The organism is Tepidiforma thermophila (assembly GCF_002563855.1).
GTDB classification, from domain to species: Bacteria; Chloroflexota; Dehalococcoidia; order Tepidiformales; family Tepidiformaceae; genus Tepidiforma; species Tepidiforma thermophila.
In genome coordinates, this window is the sequence record NZ_PDJQ01000001.1 from 2,007,413 (window position 1) to 2,029,416 (window position 22,004).

Annotated in this window: 20 protein-coding genes; 10 read left to right on the top strand and 10 right to left on the bottom strand. The window is 68.1% G+C overall.

The annotated features are described in order from the left end of the window. Positions 1-12: 12 nt before the first annotated feature. From A9A59_RS09735 to pepN, 8 genes are all read right to left on the bottom strand, one after another. Positions 13-948 (bottom strand): TIGR03560 family F420-dependent LLM class oxidoreductase, encoded by a 936-nt coding sequence (locus A9A59_RS09735; RefSeq protein WP_098504084.1) that lies wholly within the window; start codon positions 946-948, stop codon positions 13-15. 34 nt (positions 949-982) lie between these two features. Further along, the gene (menE, locus tag A9A59_RS09740; RefSeq protein WP_098504085.1) at positions 983-2,452 is read right to left on the bottom strand and encodes an o-succinylbenzoate--CoA ligase; all 1,470 of its coding nucleotides are present in this window, start codon (positions 2,450-2,452) and stop codon (positions 983-985) included. After that, complete coding sequence (locus A9A59_RS09745; protein ID WP_098504086.1) at positions 2,449-3,549, bottom strand: mandelate racemase/muconate lactonizing enzyme family protein; 1,101 nt, start codon at positions 3,547-3,549, stop codon at positions 2,449-2,451. Before A9A59_RS09745 ends, menE begins: the two co-directional genes overlap by 4 nt. Further along, positions 3,546-4,376 carry a 1,4-dihydroxy-2-naphthoyl-CoA synthase gene (gene menB, locus A9A59_RS09750; RefSeq protein WP_098504087.1) on the bottom strand — a complete coding sequence of 277 codons (831 nt, stop codon included), beginning with the start codon at positions 4,374-4,376 and terminating at the stop codon, positions 3,546-3,548. The genes A9A59_RS09745 and menB overlap by 4 nt, the downstream gene beginning before the upstream one ends. Next, positions 4,373-5,212, bottom strand: a complete 840-nt coding sequence (menH, locus tag A9A59_RS09755) for a 2-succinyl-6-hydroxy-2,4-cyclohexadiene-1-carboxylate synthase (protein ID WP_278286863.1) — start codon at positions 5,210-5,212, stop codon at positions 4,373-4,375. The genes menB and menH overlap by 4 nt, the downstream gene beginning before the upstream one ends. Beyond that, positions 5,209-6,927 carry a 2-succinyl-5-enolpyruvyl-6-hydroxy-3-cyclohexene-1-carboxylic-acid synthase gene (gene menD / locus A9A59_RS09760; RefSeq protein ID WP_165772642.1) on the bottom strand — a complete coding sequence of 573 codons (1,719 nt, stop codon included), beginning with the start codon at positions 6,925-6,927 and terminating at the stop codon, positions 5,209-5,211. The genes menH and menD overlap by 4 nt, the downstream gene beginning before the upstream one ends. Further along, a complete protein-coding gene (locus A9A59_RS09765; RefSeq protein ID WP_165772643.1) occupies positions 6,924-8,120 on the bottom strand; it encodes an isochorismate synthase in 1,197 nt (398 codons plus the stop codon). The genes menD and A9A59_RS09765 overlap by 4 nt, the downstream gene beginning before the upstream one ends. A 199-nt stretch (positions 8,121-8,319) precedes the next feature. Beyond that, a complete protein-coding gene (gene pepN, locus A9A59_RS09770; protein WP_098504091.1) occupies positions 8,320-10,884 on the bottom strand; it encodes an aminopeptidase N in 2,565 nt (854 codons plus the stop codon). A 205-nt stretch (positions 10,885-11,089) separates the two neighbouring features. Here pepN and A9A59_RS09775 point away from each other — a divergent pair, with 205 nt between their 5' ends. The 10 genes from A9A59_RS09775 (at position 11,090) to A9A59_RS09820 (ending at position 20,121) form a co-directional block, all read left to right on the top strand. Further along, positions 11,090-11,905, top strand: coding sequence for a nuclear transport factor 2 family protein (locus A9A59_RS09775; protein WP_098504092.1), 816 nt, complete (start codon positions 11,090-11,092; stop codon positions 11,903-11,905). A 57-nt stretch (positions 11,906-11,962) separates the two neighbouring features. Next, entirely contained in the window at positions 11,963-12,964 is a 1,002-nt protein-coding gene (gene ilvC, locus A9A59_RS09780; RefSeq protein WP_098504093.1) for a ketol-acid reductoisomerase, read from the top strand. 37 nt (positions 12,965-13,001) lie between these two features. Further along, positions 13,002-13,640 carry a trimeric intracellular cation channel family protein gene (locus A9A59_RS09785; RefSeq protein WP_098504094.1) on the top strand — a complete coding sequence of 213 codons (639 nt, stop codon included), beginning with the start codon at positions 13,002-13,004 and terminating at the stop codon, positions 13,638-13,640. Between the two features lie 114 nt (positions 13,641-13,754). After that, positions 13,755-15,284 carry a ribonuclease Y gene (gene rny / locus A9A59_RS09790; protein ID WP_098504095.1) on the top strand — a complete coding sequence of 510 codons (1,530 nt, stop codon included), beginning with the start codon at positions 13,755-13,757 and terminating at the stop codon, positions 15,282-15,284. 7 nt (positions 15,285-15,291) lie between these two features. Beyond that, the gene (locus A9A59_RS09795; RefSeq protein WP_098504096.1) at positions 15,292-16,059 is read left to right on the top strand and encodes a TIGR00282 family metallophosphoesterase; all 768 of its coding nucleotides are present in this window, start codon (positions 15,292-15,294) and stop codon (positions 16,057-16,059) included. A gap of 1 nt (position 16,060) precedes the next feature. Then, positions 16,061-16,921: a PHP domain-containing protein gene (locus tag A9A59_RS09800; RefSeq protein ID WP_165772644.1), complete on the top strand. Its 861-nt coding sequence runs from the start codon at positions 16,061-16,063 to the stop codon at positions 16,919-16,921. 2 nt (positions 16,922-16,923) lie between these two features. After that, positions 16,924-17,358 carry a 3-hydroxyacyl-ACP dehydratase FabZ gene (gene fabZ, locus A9A59_RS09805; RefSeq protein WP_098504861.1) on the top strand — a complete coding sequence of 145 codons (435 nt, stop codon included), beginning with the start codon at positions 16,924-16,926 and terminating at the stop codon, positions 17,356-17,358. A gap of 80 nt (positions 17,359-17,438) precedes the next feature. Then, positions 17,439-18,515: a peptide chain release factor 1 gene (prfA, locus tag A9A59_RS09810; RefSeq protein ID WP_098504098.1), complete on the top strand. Its 1,077-nt coding sequence runs from the start codon at positions 17,439-17,441 to the stop codon at positions 18,513-18,515. Further along, on the top strand, positions 18,512-19,333 hold the full coding sequence (prmC, locus tag A9A59_RS09815; protein WP_098504099.1) for a peptide chain release factor N(5)-glutamine methyltransferase: 822 nt from the start codon (positions 18,512-18,514) through the stop codon (positions 19,331-19,333). The genes prfA and prmC overlap by 4 nt, the downstream gene beginning before the upstream one ends. Continuing rightward, positions 19,324-20,121, top strand: coding sequence for an HAD hydrolase family protein (locus A9A59_RS09820; RefSeq protein ID WP_165772645.1), 798 nt, complete (start codon positions 19,324-19,326; stop codon positions 20,119-20,121). The genes prmC and A9A59_RS09820 overlap by 10 nt, the downstream gene beginning before the upstream one ends. Here the strand turns inward: A9A59_RS09820 and A9A59_RS09825 are convergent. Next, a complete protein-coding gene (locus A9A59_RS09825; RefSeq protein WP_133117585.1) occupies positions 20,118-20,714 on the bottom strand; it encodes a hypothetical protein in 597 nt (198 codons plus the stop codon). The genes A9A59_RS09820 and A9A59_RS09825 overlap by 4 nt on opposite strands. Beyond that, the gene (locus A9A59_RS09830) at positions 20,695-21,816 is read right to left on the bottom strand and encodes a GuaB3 family IMP dehydrogenase-related protein (RefSeq protein ID WP_423242398.1); all 1,122 of its coding nucleotides are present in this window, start codon (positions 21,814-21,816) and stop codon (positions 20,695-20,697) included. The genes A9A59_RS09825 and A9A59_RS09830 overlap by 20 nt, the downstream gene beginning before the upstream one ends. Positions 21,817-22,004: the final 188 nt, after the last annotated feature.

The following is a 22,004-nucleotide window of genomic DNA, read 5'->3' on the forward strand; positions in this document are numbered from 1 at the left end:
GGCGGCGGCCAGTCAGCCGGCGAATGCGCGGATAACTTCTGTGGTCCACGCTGCGAGCGCGTCCCAGTCGACCGAGGGACGGATGGCGATATTGACGCGGGCTGCGCCGGCGTCGCGGTACCGGCCGACGAGGTCGATGGCCTGCCCGGGGAGCCCGGTTACCACGCCCCGCGCGCGCATCGACTCGGCGGCCGGTCCCCACGCCTGGCGGTATTGCGCTTCGACCCTGGGAAGGTCGGACGGGGCGGCAGCCATGTGGAAGGAGAGATTCACCGTGCGCTCAATGGTCGCCGGGTCCCGCCCCTCAGTCTCACACCAGCGGTCGAGCACGCTTGAGAGGCGCGCGAACTCCTCGGGCGAGGTGTACGGGGTGTTCCAGCCATCGGCGTGGCGGGCGGCGATGCGGAGGGTCCGCTTCTCGCCGTTGCCTCCGACCCAGATGCGCGGCCGGGCCTGCATGGGCTTCGGATTGCAGGCGGCGTTCGCAAGCCGGAAAAAGCGGCCGTCGAAGTCAGACCGTTCCTGGGTGGTCAGGAGCCGGATCACCTGGACGCCCTCTTCGAGCATGTCGAGGCGCTCTTTAATGGGAGGGAACGGGATACCGTAGGCCCGGTACTCGGGCTCGTGCCAGCCGGCGCCGAGGCCGATTTCGAGCCGTCCGCCGCTCAGGTGGTCGATGGTGCACAGGGCGTTGGCGAGGACTGCGGGGTGCCGGTAGCCCATGCCGAGGACGAGCACCCCGATGCGGACGTTCGACGTGTCGCAGGCCATGGCGGCCATGCAGGTCGTTGCCTCGAAACAGCTTCCATTGCCGTCGACCGGGGGAGCCTCGTAGAAGTGGTCCCAGACATCAACCCAGTCAAATCCGGCGGTGTCGGCCCACCGCCAGAGGCGGCGGAGTTCGTCGATCGTGATGTTCTGCTGGCCGATGTGCAGGCCGAAGTTCATGGGCGGGCTCCCCCGGTCGTGCGTCCCGGGGATTCTACGGCCCGCCGCCGAACCGGGTGCGGACGAGGTGCCGCTGGAGCTTCCCGCTGGTCGTACGGGGGAGTTCATCGAGGGCGAGCCAGCGCCGCGGCACCTTGTACCCGGCAAGCCGCGCCCGCAGCCACGCCTCGAGCTCGCCCCAGCCGGGCGCCCGTGCATCCCTCAGCACAACCGCAGCGGCTACGACCTGGCCCCAGTGGGGGTCGGGCAGGCCGACAACAGCAGCCTCGCGAACCGCCGGATGGGCTTCGAGCGCGGCCTCCACCTCGGCCGGGTAGACGTTTTCACCGCCGGTGACCACCAGGTCGTGGCGGCGGTCCAGGATAGTCAAAAACCCCTCGGCATCAATGAGGCCAATGTCGCCGGTGTGGAGCCAGCCGTCGCGCAGGGCCCGGGCTGTCGCCTCAGGGTCATCGAAATAGCCCGGGAAGACGGTGGGCCCGGCAACAAGAATTTCGCCGGGCTGGCCGGCCGGCGCCGCAACCCGCAGGCGTACGCTGAAGAGCGGCTTTCCGGCCGAACCCAGATGGGCAAGCGCATCGCCCGGGGCCAGGGTCGTGACCTGGCTTGTCGCTTCGGTGAGGCCGTAGGTCTGGAGAACAGGCAGCCCCCGTGCGGCGGCGCGCTCCAGCAGGTCCCGCGAGACCGGACCGCCCCCGACCAGGACCGCCCGTACGGACGGGGGGTACGGGCGCTCGTCGGCCTCGAGCATCCGCGCGAGCATCGTTGGAACGACAGAAAGCAGAGTGATGCGCTCCTCGCGGAGGGCGCGGTTCACCGCACCGGCATCGAACCCGGCGTGGATGACGGCCGTTGTGCCCTGGATGAGCGACCGGGTCGCGATGGAGAGCCCGCCGACGTGGCAGAGCGGCATGCACGCCAGCCAGCGGTCCGCTGGATCAACGCCGATGTTGAAGGCAGAAGCAGCCGCGCTGGCAAAGAAGTTTTCGAAGGTGAGCCGAGCCGCCTTCGGCCTGCCGGTTGTACCAGAGGTAAACATGAGCACGAAGTCGCCCGACCAGGTACCCGGCCACTCACAGGGACCGGATACGGCGCCGTCGGCCCCGCCGGCAATGCTCATGGCCGGGATACCGGCCGCCCGGGCGATTTCAGACGCAGCCGAGGCGAAGGCCTGGTCGTGCAGCAAGAGACGGGTGCCGATGCGGTTCAGCTGCCAGGCGAGTTCGCCGGCAGCGAGCCGCCAGTTCAGCGGAGCAACAATTGCCCCGGCCCGGGCCGTCCCGAATACTGCTGCGACGTAGTGGGCCGAGTTGCCGGCCAGCAGCCCGACCCTGTCGCCTGGGCGCACGCCGGCACCGAGCAGCTCCTGCGCGAACGCGGACACCCGATGGTCAAGTTCCGCAAATGACAAAACCTCAGCGCCAAACTCGACGGCAGGGTGGCGCGGGAGAGCAGAGGCCCGGTGCGCAACCCAGTCGAACGGCGGGAGGGCCGGGGAGATCACGCGAGCGCCTCCCTGGCGTTTGCCGCAGGGGCGAGGGCAGGAAGTGCCCCGGCGGCCGGGAGCTCGACACCGCCAGCGGCGGGCAGGGGCACGCCGGCGACCGGGTCATCGAGCACAGCGAGGGCGGTCGCGAAGCCGTGGGCGGTACCCGCCGAACCGAACACTGCGGCAAACTCCAGCGCGGCTGCGAGCCCTGCCCCGCTCTCGAACGCGCCGCTTACAATCACCTCGAGGCCGGCCTCCCGGGCCGCACGGGCGAGCCAGGCTGATGCAGCGAGCCCCAGCAGAGACGGTTTCAGCACGACCGCATCGCAGGCCGTCGCCCGGATGAGCTCCAGCCCCCGGGCCCCGTTAGCCAGCGACTCGTCGGCGGCGATGCGCAGGCCGGTCTCCGCCCGGAGCCGGGCCCACTCGGCCGACGGCACACCGGGGGCAAGGGGTTGCTCGATGAGGTCGATGTCGGCTGCGCGCAGCAGGGGGGCGATCGTCGCAAACTCGGCGGGCGACCAGGCTCCGTTCGCGTCGACGCGGACCAGGGCCCGCGGCCCTAGACGGTCGCGAAGCTCCCGCAGCACGGCGGCATCCCGGTCAGCGCCGAGGCCGACCTTCACTTTAAAGACCGTGTAGCCCTCGGCAGCGAACCGCCCGGCCTGGGCGAGGGCCTCAGCGACATCGGCAGCATCGACCAGGGCATTGACCGCCAGGCGTACCGGGCGCACCTGAGAGTCCGGAGCGAGCAGCCGACCGAGCGGGATGCCGAGCTCCTGCGCGGCGAGCCACCCGAGCGCCATTTCAACGGCAGCCCGGGCAGGGGCAGGCAGGCTGGTATCGGGGGCGGCCATCAGCTCGTAGAAGCCGGCTATGGGGTCCGTCCCCGGCAGGCGCTCCGCTTCAGCGGCGAGGGCCCGGCAGCACACGTCGAGCGGCGGGGTAAACGGCGGCAGCGGGGCGCAATCACCGAGCCCAACCCGGCCGACGGTGTCGGTCAGGTGCAGGAGCACCCCTTCCCGCAGGGCGAAGCCGCCCCGCGCGTCGCCGTGGGCAGCGCGGAGCCTGAGCCGGTAGGGCACCAGCCGCGCAGAGGCGACCCGGCTCACGGCCGGCGGGGGAACTTGCTGAAGTCGGAGTAGGCCGGCTCGCGCTTTTCGAGGAAGGCGTTGCGTCCCTCCTTCGCCTCATCAGTCATGTAGAACAGCATGTTGGCATTGTGGGCGAGCTCGGTGATGCCGACCATGCCATCGAGTTCGGCGTTAAAGGCCGACTTCAGCATGCGGATGGCGATCGGGCTCATCTTCAGGATTTGCTTCGCCCAGCGGACACCTTCGGCCTCGAGGTCTTCGAGTGGGACCACCGCGTTGACGAGGCCCATCTCGAGCGCCTCGCGGGCGTCGTACTGGCGGCAGAGGTACCAGATTTCGCGCGCCTTCTTCTGGCCCACGTTCCGGGCGAGCTGGATGGCGCCAAAGCCCCCGTCGAAGCTGCCGACCTTCGGGCCGGTTTGACCGAAGCGGGCGTTCTCGGCGGCGATGGTCAGGTCGCAGATAACGTGGAGCACATGCCCGCCACCGATCGCCCAGCCGGCGACGAGGGCGATGACCGGCTTCGGAATGGAGCGGATCAGCTTGTGGAGGTCCGTAACGTTCAGCCGCGGGACATTGTCTTCGCCAACGTACCCGCCGTGACCGCGGACGCGCTGGTCGCCGCCGGAGCAGAATGCCCGGCCGCCCTCGCCGGTAAAGAGGATAACGCCGACCTCGGGGTCCTCCCGGGCGCGTGAGAAGGCATCGATCAGCTCGAAGGTAGTTTTCGGCCGGAACGCGTTGTGGACCTCGGGCCGGTTGATGCTGATGCGCGCGATGCCTTCGGCGCGCTGGAAGATGATGTCGTCGTAGGTCTGGACCGTCTGCCACTGGATAGCGGTCATGGAAGAGCCTCCGGGAGGTAATGCTGGCGAAGGAAGGTATCGACCGCGGTGAACACCGCATCGGGCGCCTCGAGCTGAGCCGCGTGCCCGGCGCCCGGGATAAGCCCTGCGCTGCCAGCCGGGGCCAGCGCGGCCATGGCGCGGGCGATGTCAGCGTACTTCGCGTCCAGTTCACCCGCGAGCGCGAGGAACGGAGCAGCAAGCGACCTCAGGGCGTCGTGGAAGGGCGGCTGTGCGCCGGTCCCCATCCCGCGCAGGCTGCCGGCGAGCCCGGCCGGGCGATTGGCCAGCCGCACCTGCCGCTGCGCGCGCAGGACCTCTGCCGGGAGGTGCGCCTGTGAGGCCCACAGCGGGAGCGACTCCCAGTAGTCGACAAACGCCTCCACACCTTCCCGCTCAATTCGGTCGGCGAGGGCTTCGTCGGCGCGGCGCCGTTCGGCTCGCTCGGGTTCGGTAGAGAGACCCGGCGAGGCCCCGATGGTCGCCAGGGCTGCGACGGTCTGCGGGTGGAGGCAGGCGACCGCGATCGCCGTGCGCCCGCCCATCGAATAGCCCAGCCATGCGCAGCGCTCGCGTCCGGTCGCAGCGCGGACAGCTGCAACGAGGTCCCGGGCTGCCTGCTCCATCCTGTAGTGCTCGAGGTCTGCCGGGGCATCGGACAGGCCATGCCCAACGATGTCGACGGCCACGCAGCAGTACCGCGCCCCGAGGAGCTCACCGAACCGGCCCCATGCCCGCGCGGAGCCGGTGAACCCGTGCAGCAGCACAACGGGCGGTCCGTCGCCCCAGGCCTCCACGTTCAGCGAGAAACCGGGCACGACTTCGTACCTCGTCACCGGTTCACGACCTCCGCAGCAGCACGGGCGGCAGCAGTCCAGGCCCGCTGGTGCATCGCGACGTTGGCGCGGCGGTCGGTTCGCACTTCGACGACGAAGGGACCCGGGTTCCGAACCCAGCCCTCGACGGCTTCGCGGAACGCCGGCCACGATTCGGCGCGACAGAACGGCAGGTCGAACAGTGCCGCTGCCCTGCCAGGCTCGATGCCGGGCGGAGTTGCAAACCAGCGTTCGAAGGCGTCAGTGTGTGCCGCCTGGGGGAGGTAGTGGAAAATGCCGCCGCCATCGTTGTTGACGACGATGATGAGCAGCGGAAGACGGTGTTCCCGGGCCGCCCAGAGTGCGTTCAGGTCATGCAGGAACGAGACATCACCGACCACGACCGCGGTGGGCACAGCAGCGGCCGCGGCGCCAGCCGCACTCGATATGACGCCGTCGATGCCGTTCGCCCCGCGGTTCGCGGCGATGTCGAGTGGCTCCCGCCGGAGTCCGAAGAAGTTATCCAGGTCGCGCACGGGCATGCTGTTGCCTGCAACCAGCGTCGCGCCTGGCGGGAGAAGGTCACGGAGTTCGGTGAATACTCGGCCCTCGAAGAGCTCGCACGGCTCGCGGCTGGCGGCATCGAGTGCGGCCCGCGCCGCGCGGTCAGCCTCCAGCCATCGTTCCCGCCACCCGGCCTCTGCCTGCGCCGGTACCGCAGCAAGCGCCTCCGCCGCGGCCGCCGGCGACGCCGTCAGCACGATGGACCCAGTTCCGTTCGGCTCGCGGTAGCCCCCGGGAAGGTCCACCAGAACGTGCACGGCGTCGGACCAGCCGCCCAGCAGCTGATTGAGCGCCTTCGAGGTCGGCGCCGCGCCAAACCGAAGCACGAAATCAGGTGTTGGGGACGGTACCGAGCGGAGCCATGCGTCGAAGGCGTCGAGCACCGGTGCCCCGTCCGGCACCCCCGCCCGCAGGCCGCTGAGGGGGTCGGCGAGGATCGGAGCGCCGAGTGTCTCGGCGAGGCGGAGGAGAGGCTCGGCGGGCAGTCCGCCGGTTTCCGGGCCGGCGATGATGAGCGGCCGGCGCGCCGCGCGGACTCGCTCAGCGACGTATTCGACCAGCCGCTCGGGAACGCCGAGTTGCGGAGCGGGGAGGTCGCCTGGGGTCGGCTCATACGGCGCCGGGTGGTCCGCCGGCGGTTCGACCAGCGGCTCGTCGAACGGGACGTTCACCTGGACCGGCCCGGGCAGCCCGGCAACCGACGCCTGCACGGCGCGGGTGCCTGCCGCCTGGAAGGCTGCCGCGGCTCCCGGCCCGGGCACCGGAAGATCGACGGACCAGCGCACATGGCGGCCGAACAGGTGAACCTGGTCGATCGTCTGGGCGGCGCCGACCTCGCGGAGCCGCGGCGGCCGGTCTGCGGTGAGCGCGATGATCGGAACACGCGAGAGGTTGGCCTCGGCGACAGCCGGGAAGAGATTGGCGACGGCTGTGCCTGAGGTGCAGGCGATGGCAACCGGCCGCCCCGATTTCCGGGCTAAGCCAAGCGCAAAGAATCCGGCAGAACGCTCGTCAATCACCAGGTATGGGGTAATCACGCACTGGTCAGCGAGGGCAAACACGAGCGGGGTGGACCGGCTGCCCGGCGTCACGACAGCGTGACGCACTCCCGAGGCAGCCAGGCCGCCGATAAGTGCCCGGGCCGCGGCGGTGTTCTCCCGGGCGACACTCACCGGTGGATGACTCCTCGCAGTGCGTCGAATTTTGTCTCAATCTCCTCAAGCTCTGCCGCGGGCGCCGAGTCGGCCACGATGCCGGCGCCCGCGTAGAGGCGGGCGCGCCCGCCCCCGACCAGCGCCGTGCGGAGCCCGACAACGAACTCGCCGTTGCCCGATGGGTCAACCCAGCCGACCGGCCCCGCATACCAGCCCCGGTCCATCCGCTCGAGCCGGCGGATGGCGTCGAGCGCGGCATCGCGCGGCCAGCCGCCGACGGCAGGCGTAGGGTGAAGTCGTCCGACCACGTCGAGCAGCGATGCCCCGGGGGCAAGGCTGGCCGCGATCGGGGTGTACAGGTGCTGGATATTGGCGAGCTTCATGACCGTCGGCTCACCGGGAATTTCGAGACCCCCGGCTAGCTCGCCGACCTCCTGGCGGATCGCCTCGACGACGAGCCGGTGCTCCCAGCGCTCCTTTTCGCTCGCGAGGAGTTCAGCTTCGAGCGCCGCGTCCTCGGCCGAGTCGCGGCCGCGGCGACGGGAACCGGCGAGCGACACGACCGAGAGGCGCCCATGCTGCACCTCAGCCAGCGGCTCCGGACTCGCGCCAAGCCAGGTCCACCCGCCCACCCGGATGCTGAAGATGCAGGTCGTGGGAAAGGCAGCGACCAGCCGCGCGATGATGTCGGCCGGGGCGGTGTGGCCGACCGGGATGACGCGAGAGCCCGCGAGGACGACCTTCTGGTAACGCCCGGCGCGGATCTCCGCGACCGCCTCAGCAATAGCGGAACCGAGATGCGCCCAGGTCTGCTCCTCGAGCGGAGCTGCCTCATCGATGAGCCCGGCGGGAAAGTCTCCCGCGCAGGCAACGCCGGACCACTGGTGGCCCCGGCGGACGATGGTGATCGCGGGAAGGAGGATCTGCCATCCACCGAAGGCATCCCAGGCCGGGTCGCGGAGGGGGTTGCCGGGGTCGAAGCTGGCGGCGAGGAAGGCCATGGGGGCAAGCGCCCCGGCGGGACTCTCCCGGAGGCCGACGAGGAGCTCTTCGATGGCGGCCCGCGCCTCGCGGAGCCCTTCGCCACGGGCGCCAACCCTGCGCGTCGCAGTTCCGAGTCCGAAGACCTGCAAGCCGCGCGAAGGACGCTCCCATGTGACGGTTGCGTGTTCGCGCAGCCAGCGCTCGCCCCGCGTCCGGTACCATTCCACCGTGCCGGCCGACAGCGGAGTTGCAGAAATGGCCTCCGGAGCAGCGGTAAGGGAGGCAGTGGGCTGACTCGTCGACGTCGCGATCATTGGACGTTGAGCTTCTTTCAGCGGGGTTAGACACAGGCTACCGTGAGAGCTACCTACCGGCTGTAGGTGGGCTCACGGCCTGCCCCGACCGCAGCATGACGGACCGCTCCGCCTACCTGCCGGTAGTACTGGCGGCAAACTCGCGGCAGCGGATTGCGCGCTCCATATCGTCAATAAACTCGCGGACGGTCCGGGAGAGGAGAACGTTCCCGCCGGCGGTCTCGAGCACGCGGCGGGCCCGCTCGACGATGTCCGGCTCGACCCGGTAAGCGGGAGCGAGGTTTCGGAAGAAGTCCACGGCAAACTCCTTGTCCCGGTCGCGGAAGACGCCGGGCAGCACCTCGAAGAACCGCTCGACGTACGGTTCGAGGATGGCGCGCTGGTGCCGCCAGTTGAAACCGGACATCGCGGCGCCGGTGAGGTAGAGCGAGCCGTACCCGTCGCCGAGAAACTTTTCCCAGGCTGCCGCCTTCACCGCGGGGTCGGGTACGGAGGTTTCGGCCCGGAGCCGCGCACGCACGCCGCGGTCCGAAGGGTCGCGCTGCGCTTCAGCTGCGACACGCTCGGTGGCGCCGGGGAGCGCGTATGCAACAGCCTTAACGGCGATTGACCAGCGCATTTCCTGGTCGAGCTCGACGCCGGGAATCGCTGCGGTGCCGTCGGCCAGGGCGGTGAGATAGGCGACATCGTCGGGAACCGCCGCCGCCCCGATAAGCGCCCGCGCCCAGATCTTCTTCAGGTCGCCGGCGGGCACCGATTCGAGCGCCGACTTCGCCGTCTCGAAGAAGCTGTGCGCCTCCGCCTCGATGCGGGGTTCTGGCACGTACCGGGAGATTGCGGCGAGCGCGTTCGCGGTGATGGTCTCGGCGAGTTCGGGGTGCCGTTCGGCGGGAGCAGCGGACCGTACGAGAGCGAGGTAGTCGAGCGAGGACAGCTGCCGGTCGCGGACCATGTTCCAGAGCGAAGCCCAGAGCTGAAGACGAAGCAGGGTATCTTCGACCCGGCCGATGTTGGCCAGGATGTACCGAAGCGATTCCGGGTCGAGGGCGACCTTGCAGTAGCCGTGGTCGCCGTAGTTCGGGAAGACGAAGTTCGGGCGCGGCAGCCCGGCCGCCCCGGGCAGCTCAGCCTCCTCCCCGGAAATCGAAGCGGGGAGCACGGTGAGGTGGAGCCCGGCCTCCTCTTCGCGCACCAGCCCAACGTCGAGCCGATGCGGGCGGAGGTAGGGGTACTCCGGCGGTGCCGACTGGGTAAGCCAGAGGCGGCTCAGCCGGTCGCCGTCGGCGGTCCAGTGGGCGGCAATCGTGTTGAGCGACGGCGTTTCGAGCCAGAGACGGGCCCATTCCGCGAGCGAAACGCCGGCCCCGTGCTCCACTGCGGCGAGGAAGTCGACCAGCGTGGCGTTGCCGTAGGCGTGGCGGCGGAAGTATTCGCGCATCCCCTCGCGGAATCCTTCGAGCCCGACCGCGGCGACGAGCTGCTTCAGGACCGAGGCACCCTTGCCATAGGTAATGCCGTCGAAGTTGAGGAAGGTCTGGTCAGTGTCCTCGACATCGCCGGCGATGGGATGGGTCGTGACGAGCTGGTCCTGCCGGTAGGCCCAGTTCTTGATGGAGGAGGCGAAATCAAGCCAGCCGCTATCGAACTTCGTGGCCCGCTCCATGCAGAGGTACGCCATGTAGGTCGCGAAGCTTTCATTCAGCCAGAGGTCATCCCACCAGCGCATGGTGACCAGGTCGCCGAACCACATGTGCGCCATTTCGTGGAGGACCACCTCCGCCCGGGCGCGCCGCTGGTTCATCGTGGGCGGGTCGCGGAAGACCATGTACTCGTTGTGGGTGACACAGCCGACATTTTCCATCGCCCCGGAGTTGAACTCCGGAACGAAGACCTGGTCGTACTTGCCGAACGCGTACGGCACACCGAAGAAGTCGGCGTAGAAATCGAGCCCCTGCTTCGAAACTTCGAAAATCTCGTCGGCATCCAGGTAGCGGGCGAGCGACTTCCGGCAGTAAAGGCCGAGGTCGATGTCGCCGTGACGGTCGCGAACCACGTGGTACGGCCCGGCAACGAGGGCGAAGAGGTAGGTCGAGAACGGCTTCGTGGGGAGGAAGCGCCAGCGGCGACGGCCATCGGGCGCGGCCTCGACCGCTTCTGGGGCGGTGTTGTGGATGAGTTCCCAGTCGGCCGGTGCTGTCACCTCAAGGCGGTAGGTGCCCTTGATGTCGGGCTGGTCGAACTGGGGGAAGAGGCGGTGGCTCTCGTACGGCTCGAAGTTCGTGTAGAGATACTCCTGGCCGTCTTCCGGGTCGACGAACTGGTGGAAGCCGTCGCCCTCGTGGTCGTAGTCGTTTTCGTAGACGACGTGGACCGTATTGGAGGCACCAAGTACATCTGCGGGCAGCCAGAGCCGGTAACCGTTCCACGTTGGGCTCGGGATGCGCCGTCCGTTCACCTCGAGCCGTTCGATGGTGCGGCCGCGGAAATCGAGGAAGAGGTCGCCCTCGCCCGAGAGGTCGAAGTTGAGCGTGGCGTCGCCGCGATAGGATGGTGCGCTGGAAGAGAGGTCGAGGCTGATGGTGTAGGCACAGGTACGGACGCGGGCGGCCCGCGCTTCAGCCTCAGCCCGGGTGAGGACGTCGCGCGGGGGTGTGGATTGCGTTTCTGTGCTGGACATGGCAGCTCCGGTGCGGCCCGATGCCGCTCACATGTGGTGGCTGCAGGAAAGGGTAGTGCAACGCCACGTGGAAAGCCCCCCGGCCGCCAACAGCATTTGACCCGATACGGTCCACCGGTTGTTGCCTGGCAGCGGGCTGTTCAGTGACCCATTTCGTGAACCGGGGTACAATCCGGCCGACCCCAGCGCAGGTGGCCGAGTTCCTATGTCCCACATCCCCGCCGTCAACGCCCTGATTACCGCTATCAACTTCGACCGGTTCGCTGAAATTGAGGCGAGGCACCGGCCGGATGCGGTCTTCCAGTCGTTCCGCGGGCCGACCCTGCGCGACGCGGTCTCCATTGCCGACTGGCACCGCGAGTTCCTGCGAGATTACCAGGACTGCAACTATGCGGACCTCGAATACATTGAAGAGGGGAACACGGTCGCCGTCCGCGCCACCATCGAGGCAAAGGGGTACGACTGGCGCCCGTTCACCCAGCGCGTAATCGAAGTGTTCGAGTTCGAGGCCGAGGAAGACGAGGAGGTCGCCCGGCGACGGCTGTACGCGACCCTCCGGGACATCACGCTCGATAAGTCCGCGACGGCGGCGCTGAATGACGCGCTCGGGTATCGCGGCGGGAGCCCTTCCCAGACCCGCCAGGTGGTCAAGGCGTTCTACGATGCCCTCCTCGCCGGCGACCGCGAGGCTGCGGCGGCCCAGCTCTCCGCGAAAGCCACGGTTATCGATGGGGTGTACGGGGTTGCGACGGGCCCGGAAAACGTTCTCGGGCTCCTCGCGTCGGTCCCGATGCCGGCGTTCGGGAAGCTCCGGGTCACGAACCTGCTGGCCGGCGACCACATGGCGATGGTCGAGCTGGCGATCGACCCGGCGCGGCCGCGGTACGCGGACTGGGTCCGGCTCGTCGATGGCAAGATCCAGGTCATCGAGGGGTACGCAATGCTCCGCGAAATCGGCATCAATCCCTACGAAAACTACGCCCACGACCGACACCTGCGGCGTGTCATCATGCCCATTTAACCGGGGTGTCTTTCCCGCCCGAAACACTCCACCATCACGAGCCCGGGGGAGCCCATTATGGCCACGATGTACTACGACAAGGATGCCGACCTTTCGCTGTTGAACGGCAGGAAGATCGCCATCATCGGTTTCGGCTCGCAGGGTCATGCCCATGCGCTGAACCTCCGCGATAGCGGGTGCGACGTCATCGTTGGGCTGTACCCGGGTTCGAGGTCGCGGGCGGCGGCCGAGGCAGAAGGGCTGCGGGTGGTGAGCGTCGAAGAAGCGGCGCGCGAGGCCGACATCATCATGATCCTGGCGCCCGACCAGGTGCAGAAGCAGATTTACCAGGCGGGCATCGAGCCCTACCTCGCCGAGGGCAAGATGCTGATGTTCGCCCACGGGTTCAACATCCACTTCCAGCAGATTCAGCCGCCGCCGTTCGTCGACGTGACCATGATCGCGCCAAAGGGGCCCGGCCACCTCGTCCGCCGGGTTTTCACCGAGGGCGGCGGTGTTCCCTGCCTCGTCGCCGTCCACCAGGATGCCAGCGAAGTCGCGCTCCAGCTTGCGCTTGCCTACGCGAAGGGGATCGGCGGCACGCGCGCGGGCGTGCTGGAGACGACCTTCCGGGAGGAGACGGAGACCGACCTGTTCGGCGAGCAGGTGATTCTCTGCGGGGGGCTGTCGGCACTGATCAAGGCTGCCTACGAAACGCTGGTCGAGGCCGGCTACCAGCCCGAAAGCGCCTTCTTCGAGACGATGCACGAGCTGAAGCTGATCGTCGACCTGATTTACGAGGGCGGGCTCTCCCGGATGCGGTACTCCATCAGCGATACCGCGGAGTATGGCGATTACACGCGCGGGCCACGCATCATCACCGACCAGACCCGCGCCGAGATGAAGAAGATTCTCCGGGAGATCCAGACCGGCCAGTTCGCGAAGGAGTTCATCCTTGAAAACATGGCCGGCCGCCCGCACTTCCTGGCCACGCGGCGGCTCGAGGCGGAACACCCGATCGAAAAGGTCGGCGCAGAGATGCGCGCCATGATGAGCTGGCTCAACCGCCCGAAGAACTGACGCCCGGCCGGTCCCTACGCGCCCCGGAGGTGCCCCGGTGGAGTTGGATACGACTGCGCTGGTTGGGGTGCTCGACCGGGTGGGCGCGGTTGCGTTCGCTATCTCCGGGGTGCAGGCCGGCGTCCGCCGGAATTTCGACATCTTCGGCCTGTGGGTCATGGGGCTCGTCACCGCGACGGGCGGCGGCGTCATGCGCGACGTCATCCTCGACCGGCAGCCGCTCGTGCTCGCGCGCCCCGACTACCTCCTCTGGGCGACCGGCGGGGCAGTATTCGCCATGGCGCTGGCATGGCGGGGCCGGCCCTACCCGCGGGCAGTCGTGGCCATCGCGGAGACCGGCGGGCTCGGTGCATTTGCGGTCGCCGGGGCGCTGGCCGCCATCAACGCCGGCGAAGGCTGGAGCGGCGCGCTGCTCATGGCAATCCTCACGGCGACGGGCGGCGGCGTGATTCGCGACCTGCTCGCCGACCGCGTGCCGCTGGTCCTGCACAGCGAAGTCAATGCCACGGCTGCCGGCCTCGGCGGGCTCGCGACGTGGGCCGCGTACGACGTGTCCAGCAGCGCCGCCGCACTGCTTGGGCTCTCTGTTGCCGGGCTTGTCCGTGCCGGTGGTGTCGCCTTCAATCTGCACCTGCCCCGGCCGCGGCATCCCGGTGCGCAGCGGCGTCCGCGGTGACGCGGTTCCTTTTTGGAAGAGCGACGCGTAGGATGGTTATGAGAGCTTTCGGCGAACTTCATTGCGCCGGAGTTACACCCGTGTCATCTCGTATGACCGCGCTGGAGATAACGAATGCTGGCGATAACTGCGATTATCGTCGGCCTCGTGGGATTGCTGGTCGGGTTGGCGGCGGGCATCCTGTACCGCCGCCGCGTTACCGGGACATCACTGCTACAGGCAGAGGAACAGGCCAGCCGCATCCTCGCTGAGGCCGAAACGCGACAGAAGGAGCTCCTGCTCCAGGCGAAGGAAGAGACCCTCGCCCTCCGGAACTCCCTCGAGGCGGAGATGAAGGAGCGGCGGGCCGAAATCTCGCGTATCGAACAGCGCCTCGCGCAAAAAGAAGAGAACCTCGACCGAAAGCTCGAGGCGCTCGAGCGGCGGGAGCAATCGCTGCGGGACCGTGAAGCGCAGGTCGAACAACTCCGCGCGGAGGCAGAGGAGCTGCGGCAGCGGCAGGCGACCGAGCTCGAACGGGTCGCCAACCTGTCGGTCGAAGAAGCGCGGCAGCAGCTGCTGGCCGCCGTCGAGGTTGAGATTCGCGAAGAGGCGTCGCGCCGGGTCCGTGAAATGGAGAAGGAGGTCGAGGCGACCGCTGCCCAGCGTGCCCGGAAGATCCTCGCGACGGCAATCCAGCGATACACATCAGAGGTCACCGCCGAGACAACCGTCTCTGTTGTGCCGATCCCGAGTGATGACATGAAGGGCCGGATCATCGGCCGGGAGGGGCGCAACATCCGCGCGATTGAGGCGGCAACGGGCGTCGACCTGATCATTGACGACACGCCGGATGCCGTGACCGTCAGCGCGTTCGACCCCGTCCGGCGCGAGATCGCGCGGCAGGCCCTGACCATGCTGGTCCAGGATGGCCGTATTCACCCGACCCGCATCGAAGAGGCGGTCAACCGCGCTCGACGCGACGTCGAGGCCACGATGATGGAGGCCGCCGAGTCGGCTGCGGTCGAAGCAGGCGTCCTCAATCTCCATCCCGAGATTCTCAAGATTTTCGGCCGCCTGAAGTACCGCACGAGCTATGGTCAGAATGTGATGCGCCACTCCATCGAAACGGCGCACATCGCCGCGATGATCGCGCAGGAAATCGGCGCCGACGTGGAAGTGGCGCGGGCCGGTGGATTCCTCCACGACCTCGGCAAGGCCGTTGACCACGAGGTCGAGGGGACCCACGCGCTCATCGGTGCAGATATTGCGCGTCGCTACAAGGTGAAGGAGGCGATCGCACACTGCATCGAGGCCCACCACGAAGAGGTAGAGCCGCGCACAGTGGAGGCGATCATTGTGATGATGGCCGATGCCATCTCCGGCGGGCGCCCGGGTGCGCGGCGCGAATCGCTCGAGGCGTACATCAAGCGGCTTGAGACGCTGGAAAACATCGCCAAGAGCTACAAGGGCGTTGAATCCGCCTTCGCCATCCAGGCGGGACGCGAGGTGCGCGTCATCGTAAAGCCTGAAATCGTCGATGACCTCGAGGCGATGCGCATCGCGCGCGACGTCAGCCAGAAGATCGAGGAGACGATGGAATACCCGGGCCAGATCAAGGTCACCGTGGTCCGGGAGACCCGGGCCACCGAGTACGCGCGGTAGGAGCGCGATGCGGCTGCTGTTCCTCGGCGACATTGTCGGCAGCGCCGGCCGGGAGGCGGTCATCCGCGCCCTGCCGGCGCTGCGGGCCGAGCTGAAACTCGATTATGTAGTCGCTAACGGCGAGAACTGCTCCGGCGGAAAGGGGCTGATTCCCCGCCATGCCGATGCCCTGTTCGCCGCCGGCGTCGATGTCATCACCGGGGGAAATCACACCTTTCAGCACCGGGAGCTCTACCCCTACCTGGAATCAACGCCCGGAATCACGCGCCCGCTGAACTATCCTCCCGGCGCTCCCGGGCGCGGAATCGCAGAGTGCGGCGACCTGGTGGTCATCAACCTGATCGGGCGGGCCTTCATGCCGGCTCACTACGACGACCCGTTCCGCGCGGTGGATGCGGCCCTGGCCGGGATGTCGGCAAACCGGTTCATCGTGGTTGACTTTCATGCCGAAGCAACCAGTGAGAAGCAGGCGATGGGCTGGCACCTCGACGGCCGCGTGACCTTTGTCGTCGGGACGCATACCCATGTGCCGACGGCGGATTGCCGCCTGCTGCGGCACGGAACCGCCTACTGCACCGACGCCGGGATGTGCGGTGCCCGCGACTCGGTCATCGGGGACGATATCCAGGCGGTGCTCAGCAAGTTCCTGACGCAAATGCCGACACGCCTGGCACCGGCGGAGGGGCCGGCGGTAATTAACGGGGTCCTGGTCGAGGCCGACGACACGACCCGCCGCGCCCTCCAGATCGAGCGGGTTGACCGGGAGGTCAGCTGACGTGGCGATCGGCGACTTCCACCTGCACTCGACAGCCTCCGATGGCGTCCACAGCCCGACCTGGGTCATGGAGCGCGCTGCCGCCAACGGCGTCCGCGTGCTCTCGCTGACCGACCACGACACGACCGACGGCCTCCCGGAAGCTGCGACGGCTGCCGCCCGGCTGGGCCTGCGGCTCATCCCGGGCGTCGAAATCAGCACCGAGGTCGGGAAGGCGGACGTTCACCTGCTCGGGTTCGGCTTCGACCCGGCCGGCAGACGGCTGCAGGAGTTCTTCCGCTGGCAACGCGAGGGCCGGCTCGCCCGCGTGGAGAAGATCGTCCGCATCCTTCGCGAGCACGGCATGCCGCTCGAAACGAAACGAGTGTTCGAGATCGCCGGCGAGGCGACGGTCGGGCGGCCCCACGTCGCGCGCGCGCTCGTCGAGAAGGGGTACGTGGCGAGCGTCCAGGAGGCATTCGACCGCTGGCTCGGCAATGGAAAGCCGGCCGACGTCAATCGGGAGAAACTCGACCCGAAGGACGCCATCGCCATCATCCGCGAGCACGGGGGCGTCGTGTTTGTCGCGCACCCGGCGTACATCGGCGAGGACTACCCGGAGGTCATCCGGTATCTTCGGGACCTCGGCGCTGCCGGCATCGAAACCTACTACAAGCACTACGGGCCGGAGGTCGTCGCTTCCCACGCTGCGCTGGCTGCTGAGCTGAACATGATGACCTCGGGGGGCAGCGACTACCACGGCCTCGGCAACCCTGACGACCGCGACATCGGCGATATCCCGTTTCCCGACGACCGGGTGGACGCGTTTGTCCGATTCATCGATGCGAACTGCGCCTGCGGCGCCATGGAGGGAGCCCTGTGACCATCGACATCGAAGAGATCGAGCGGATCATCCCGCACCGCTACCCGTTCCTGCTGGTCGACCGGGTGATCGAAATCGAAGAAGGGCGCCGCGGCGTCGGCATCAAGAATGTCACCGCGAACGAGTGGTTCTTCGAAGGTCACTTCCCCGGCCGCAAGATCATGCCCGGCGTGCTGATTGTGGAAGCGCTCGCCCAGGTTGCAGCCGTGACCCTGCTCCGCGGAGCCGATACCGGCGGCAAACTGCCGCTCTTCGGGGGCATTGAACAGCTCCGGTTCCGGCGGCCGGTGGTGCCTGGCGACCAGCTTCGGCTGGAGTTTGAACTCGAGAAGATGCGCGGGCCGGTCGGCAAAGGCCGTGTGCGGGCTACCGTCGACGGCCAGGTTGCGGCCGAGGGCAGCATCACCTTCGCCCTGGCCGACCCGACGGGAGCATGAACGCCCTGGTGCTATACTGAAAGCGAAGTGAATCTCCCGGCGGTCCGCCCACGGCGGACCGTCATCGTGTTCCGGAACCCATGGATGCAAATGTCCTGGCCCAGCTGGAGCGGGTGAACGCCCGCTACGACGAACTGACCGCCGAGATGGGGCGGCCGGAGGTCGCTGCCGATTTCGAGGCCGTCAGCAAGCTGGCGAAGGAACGCGCCGAGATTGAGCCTATCGTCGAGGTATTCCGCGAATATCGCTCCGCGCAGGAAGATGCGGGCAGCGCCCGCGCGCTCCTGCAGGAGGCGGACCCGGAGATGAAGGAGCTGGCGCAGGAGGAGCTCGAGGACGCCGAGCGCCGGATGCACGAACTGGAGCAGCGACTGAAACGGATGCTGCTGCCGAAGGACCCCCGCGACAGCCGGAACGTCATCGTCGAAATCCGCGCAGGGGCCGGTGGCGAAGAGGCTGCGCTGTTTGCGCACGAGCTATTCCGCATGTACCAGCGGTACGCCGAGCGGAAAGGCTGGCAGACGGAAATCCTGAGCGCCTCGGAGTCCGACAAGGGCGGCTTCAAGGAGGTCGTGTTCGAGGTGCGGGGCGAGGGCGCCTACTCGCGGTTGAAATACGAGAGCGGCGTCCACCGCGTGCAGCGCGTCCCGGAGACGGAGGCCCAGGGGCGGATCCACACCTCAACAGCGACGGTTGCGGTGCTTCCCGAGGCTGAAGAGGTCGACGTGGACATCGACGAGAAAGACCTGCGGGTCGACATCTTTCACTCCTCCGGAGCGGGGGGCCAGAACGTCAACAAGGTCGCGACAGCGGTGCGCATCACGCACATTCCCACCGGGATCGTGGTGGTTTGCCAGGACGAGCGGTCGCAGCTCAAAAACCGGATTAAAGCGATGACCCACCTCCGCTCACGGCTGTTCGACCTCGAGCAGCAGAAGCTGGAGGCCGAACTCACGGCAAACCGCCGGAGCCAGGTCGGGACGGGCGATCGGAGCGAGAAGATCCGGACCTACAACTTCCCGCAAGATCGGATCACCGACCACCGCATCGGCCTGACGGTACACAACATCTCCCAGCGGCTGGACGGCGACCTCGACGACATCATTGACGCCGTGGCGACTGCCGACGAGGCGGCGCGCCTCGAAGCGATGGCATGAACGCCCGAGAGGTGGCGGGGGCTGCGGCCCGGCGGCTGGAGGCGGCCGGGCTGGAAGACGCCCGATTCGAGGCGGAGGTCCTGGTGCGCGAGGCGGCCGGCATCTCGCGGGCAGCGTATTTTGCCGGGGCCGTGCTCGAGGGCGAAGCTCGCCGGCGGCTGGAGGCATGGCTGGAGCGGCGGGAACGGCGCGAACCCCTGGCGTATATCACCGGCTGGCGCGAGTTCTACGGACGCCGGTTCGCCATCGGGCAGGGCGTGCTTATTCCGAGGCCGGAGACGGAGCTGCTCGTCGAGGTTGCCCTCAGGGAGCTCAGTGCGACGCCCGGGTCGGCGGTGGTGGAGGTCGGCACGGGAAGCGGGGCAATCGCCGTTTCCATCGCTGCCGAGGCTCCCGGGACGCCGGTCACCGCGACCGATATCAGCCGGGAGGCGCTCCGCTTTGCAGCGCTGAACGCCGCTGCCCACGCGCCATGGGTCCACTTTGTGCGCGGTGACCTCGCCGCGCCAGTCCGCCGGGCAGATGTCGTGCTCGCGAACCTCCCGTACATCCCTTCGCCGGAGATCGAAGCGCTCGAGCCGGAGGTGAGTCGCTGGGAGCCGCGGGTCGCGCTCGACGGGGGCCCGGACGGGCTCGCCCTCATCCGTGCGCTCGTCGCCGACTGCGCCGGACGGCTCCGCCCGCGTCTGCTCGCCCTGGAAGTGGGCTTCGGGCAGGCCGAAGCGGTTGCGACGCTGGGCCAGGCCACCGGTGCGCAGGCGACGTGCATCCCCGACCTGGCCGGGATTGACCGGGTGGTGTGCCTGCGGTGGGAGTAAAGCTGGTCGCTCTCGACATTGATGGCACGGTGATCCCGCCGGGCCATCCCGACGGAGACCACCTGCCCCCGGCAGCAGTCCGCGATGCGGTATCGAAGCTGACAGCTGCCGGGATCGCGGTCGTACTGGCCAGCGGGCGGATGTTCCCTGGCACCCGTCGGGTCGCACGCGAGCTGCGGCTCATCACGCCGGTGGTCTGCCAGCAGGGGTGTTCCGTCCATCGTCTCGACGGTGAGATGCTCCACCTCTTTCCCATCGAGCGGCAGCTGGCGATCGACATCATCAACTTCGCGCGCGAACGCGGGCTGGACTACGAATGGTTCAACCCGGTGCGGTACATCGCGAATCGGCCGTCTGCGGCAACCCGCCGTTACGGTGAAGTGAGCGGCATCGAACCGGAATACCGGCCCGACCCCGAGTTCTCCGGCGTGGTGCCGACCGGGGTGGGCATCATCTCCGACGCCGAGCGGGCCGGCGAGATCCACCGCGAACTCGTGGCGCGGTACGGCGAGCGCCTGCACGTGCTGGACTTCCCGGAGGTGACCGTAGCGGTAGCGCCGGAGGCGAACAAGGGACACGCCCTCTCGCTCATCTGCGCCGATTTCGGCATCGACCGGCACGACGTCGTTGCCGTAGGGGACAGCGTGAACGACGCGGCCATGCTGGCCTGGGCCGGGCTCGGCGCCGCGATGGCACACGCCGACCCGTACGCCCGCGACGCCGCCGACATCATCCTTGAGCCCGGCGAGAATTCCCTTGCGGCCTTCCTCGAGTCGCTCGTCCGCTAGCTCGGGTCGATGCGGTGCCAGACCCGCATCAGCACCAGCCCAATCGCGAAGACCCCGAGCAGCAGGCCTCCAACCGGCACAATGGTCCCGGTCCAGTCGATGCCAGCGGCCGATTCGTCTTCGGCCGGCGGCGCGGCCAGCTGCCCGGTCAGGGCGCGGATGCGTTCGACGAGTTCGCGTTCAGACATGGTCTGTGTCTTTCCATCGACGCGGGCAGCCTGGCCGTCCTGCAGGATGAACACCGCCCCGCTCCCGGGCCAGGCTGGGGTGCCGTCGGCTACGGCCAGGAACGCGAGCACGCGGGCCTCGGCCGGGAGTTCGGCGGGGGCACAATCGGCAAGGTCGCGGGGTTCGGCCGGAAGGTGCACAGCCTGGCGGGTGACGGTGCCCTTAAGGAACGCCTCCGGAACGATTTGCGGTCCGTCAGCCACGCGAACGACCTTCCCAAGCACGATGACGTTGGCGGCGAGGACGGCTGTGTCGGGGGCGGCCGGGTCGACCTCGAGGCAGGGGCCGGCGGCACCAGCCGGGACAGCCGGTGCCGCCGCAATGAGCAGCACGAGCAGGAGGAAGCTAGGTGCCAGCCTGCGCAAACTGGTAAATCTTGCCTTCGGTCTTAATAGCCGGGGCGATGACCATTTCGGCCTTCTGAAACTCCTTGATGGTCCGGGCGCCGCACATACCCATCGCCGTGCGCAGGGCGCCGACCAGGTTTTCCGTTCCATCGGTGCGGCTTGTGGGCCCATACAGGAGCTTTTGGAGCGTGGTATTCACGCCGACTGCAACGCGGGTGCCGCGCGGCAGGTGGGCGTGCGGCGTCGCCATGCCCCAGTGGTAGCCGCGCCCCGGGGCCTCGGTAGTGGCAGCAAAGGGCGACCCCATCATGACCCCATCGGCGCCGGCCGCGAAGCACTTGCAAACATCACCGCCGGTGCGGATGCCGCCGTCGGTGATGATTGGAACGTAGCGGCCGCTCTCCTTGAAGTAGTAGTCGCGGGCGGCAGCGCAGTCGATGGTGGCGGTCACCTGCGGGACGCCGATGCCAAGCACCTCGCGGCTGGTGCAGGCTGCGCCGGGGCCCACGCCCACCAGGACCGCGGCCACGCCAGTCCGCATCAACTCAAGCGTCGCCTCGAAGCCGACGGTGTTCCCGACGACAACCGGGATGTGGATCTCCTTGACCAGCTTCTCGAAGCGGAGGCCTTCGACACTGGTCGACACGTGGCGCGCGGTCGTGACGGTGCTCTGGACTACGAGAATATCCGCGCCAGCCTCCTGGATCAGCGGGGCCCAGCGCTTGGTGTTCATGGGAGTTACTGAGACTGCCGCCACAGCACCGCCGGCCTTAATTTCCTGGATGCGGCGCCGGATCAGGTCTTCGCGAATCGGTTGCTGGTATGCGTGCTGGAGCAGGGCGGTGGCCTCATCGCGGCTGACCGACGCTACCTCCTGCAGGATGGAGCCGGGGTCGTCGTACTTCGTCCAGACTCCCTCAAGGTTAAGGACAGCGAGGCCGCCAGCCTTGTGCATGGCAATGGCGAACGAGGGGTCGACAACGGCGTCCATCGCCGAGGCGAGGAAGGGGATAGCGAAATGGTGCGGGCCGATATCGAGGCCGAGCTCCGTCAGCTCGGGATTGATGGTGACGGTGCCGGGAACGATTGCGACTTCATCGAAGCCGTATGCGCGTCGCAGCTGTTTGAAGGTCGGAACGGGCTGGTCCCCGTCCGGGTACGGCGCAGGGCCGCGCTCCGGCTCATCGGAGGCGGCGGACGAGAGGTTCACAGCAGTACTCAATTCAGCGCAATCCCGGGGCTAGAATTGCGGCCTGTCGGGCGGCCGCGGCGTTGTTCTCGAGTGTAGGAGGGCAGGATTGACGGGTC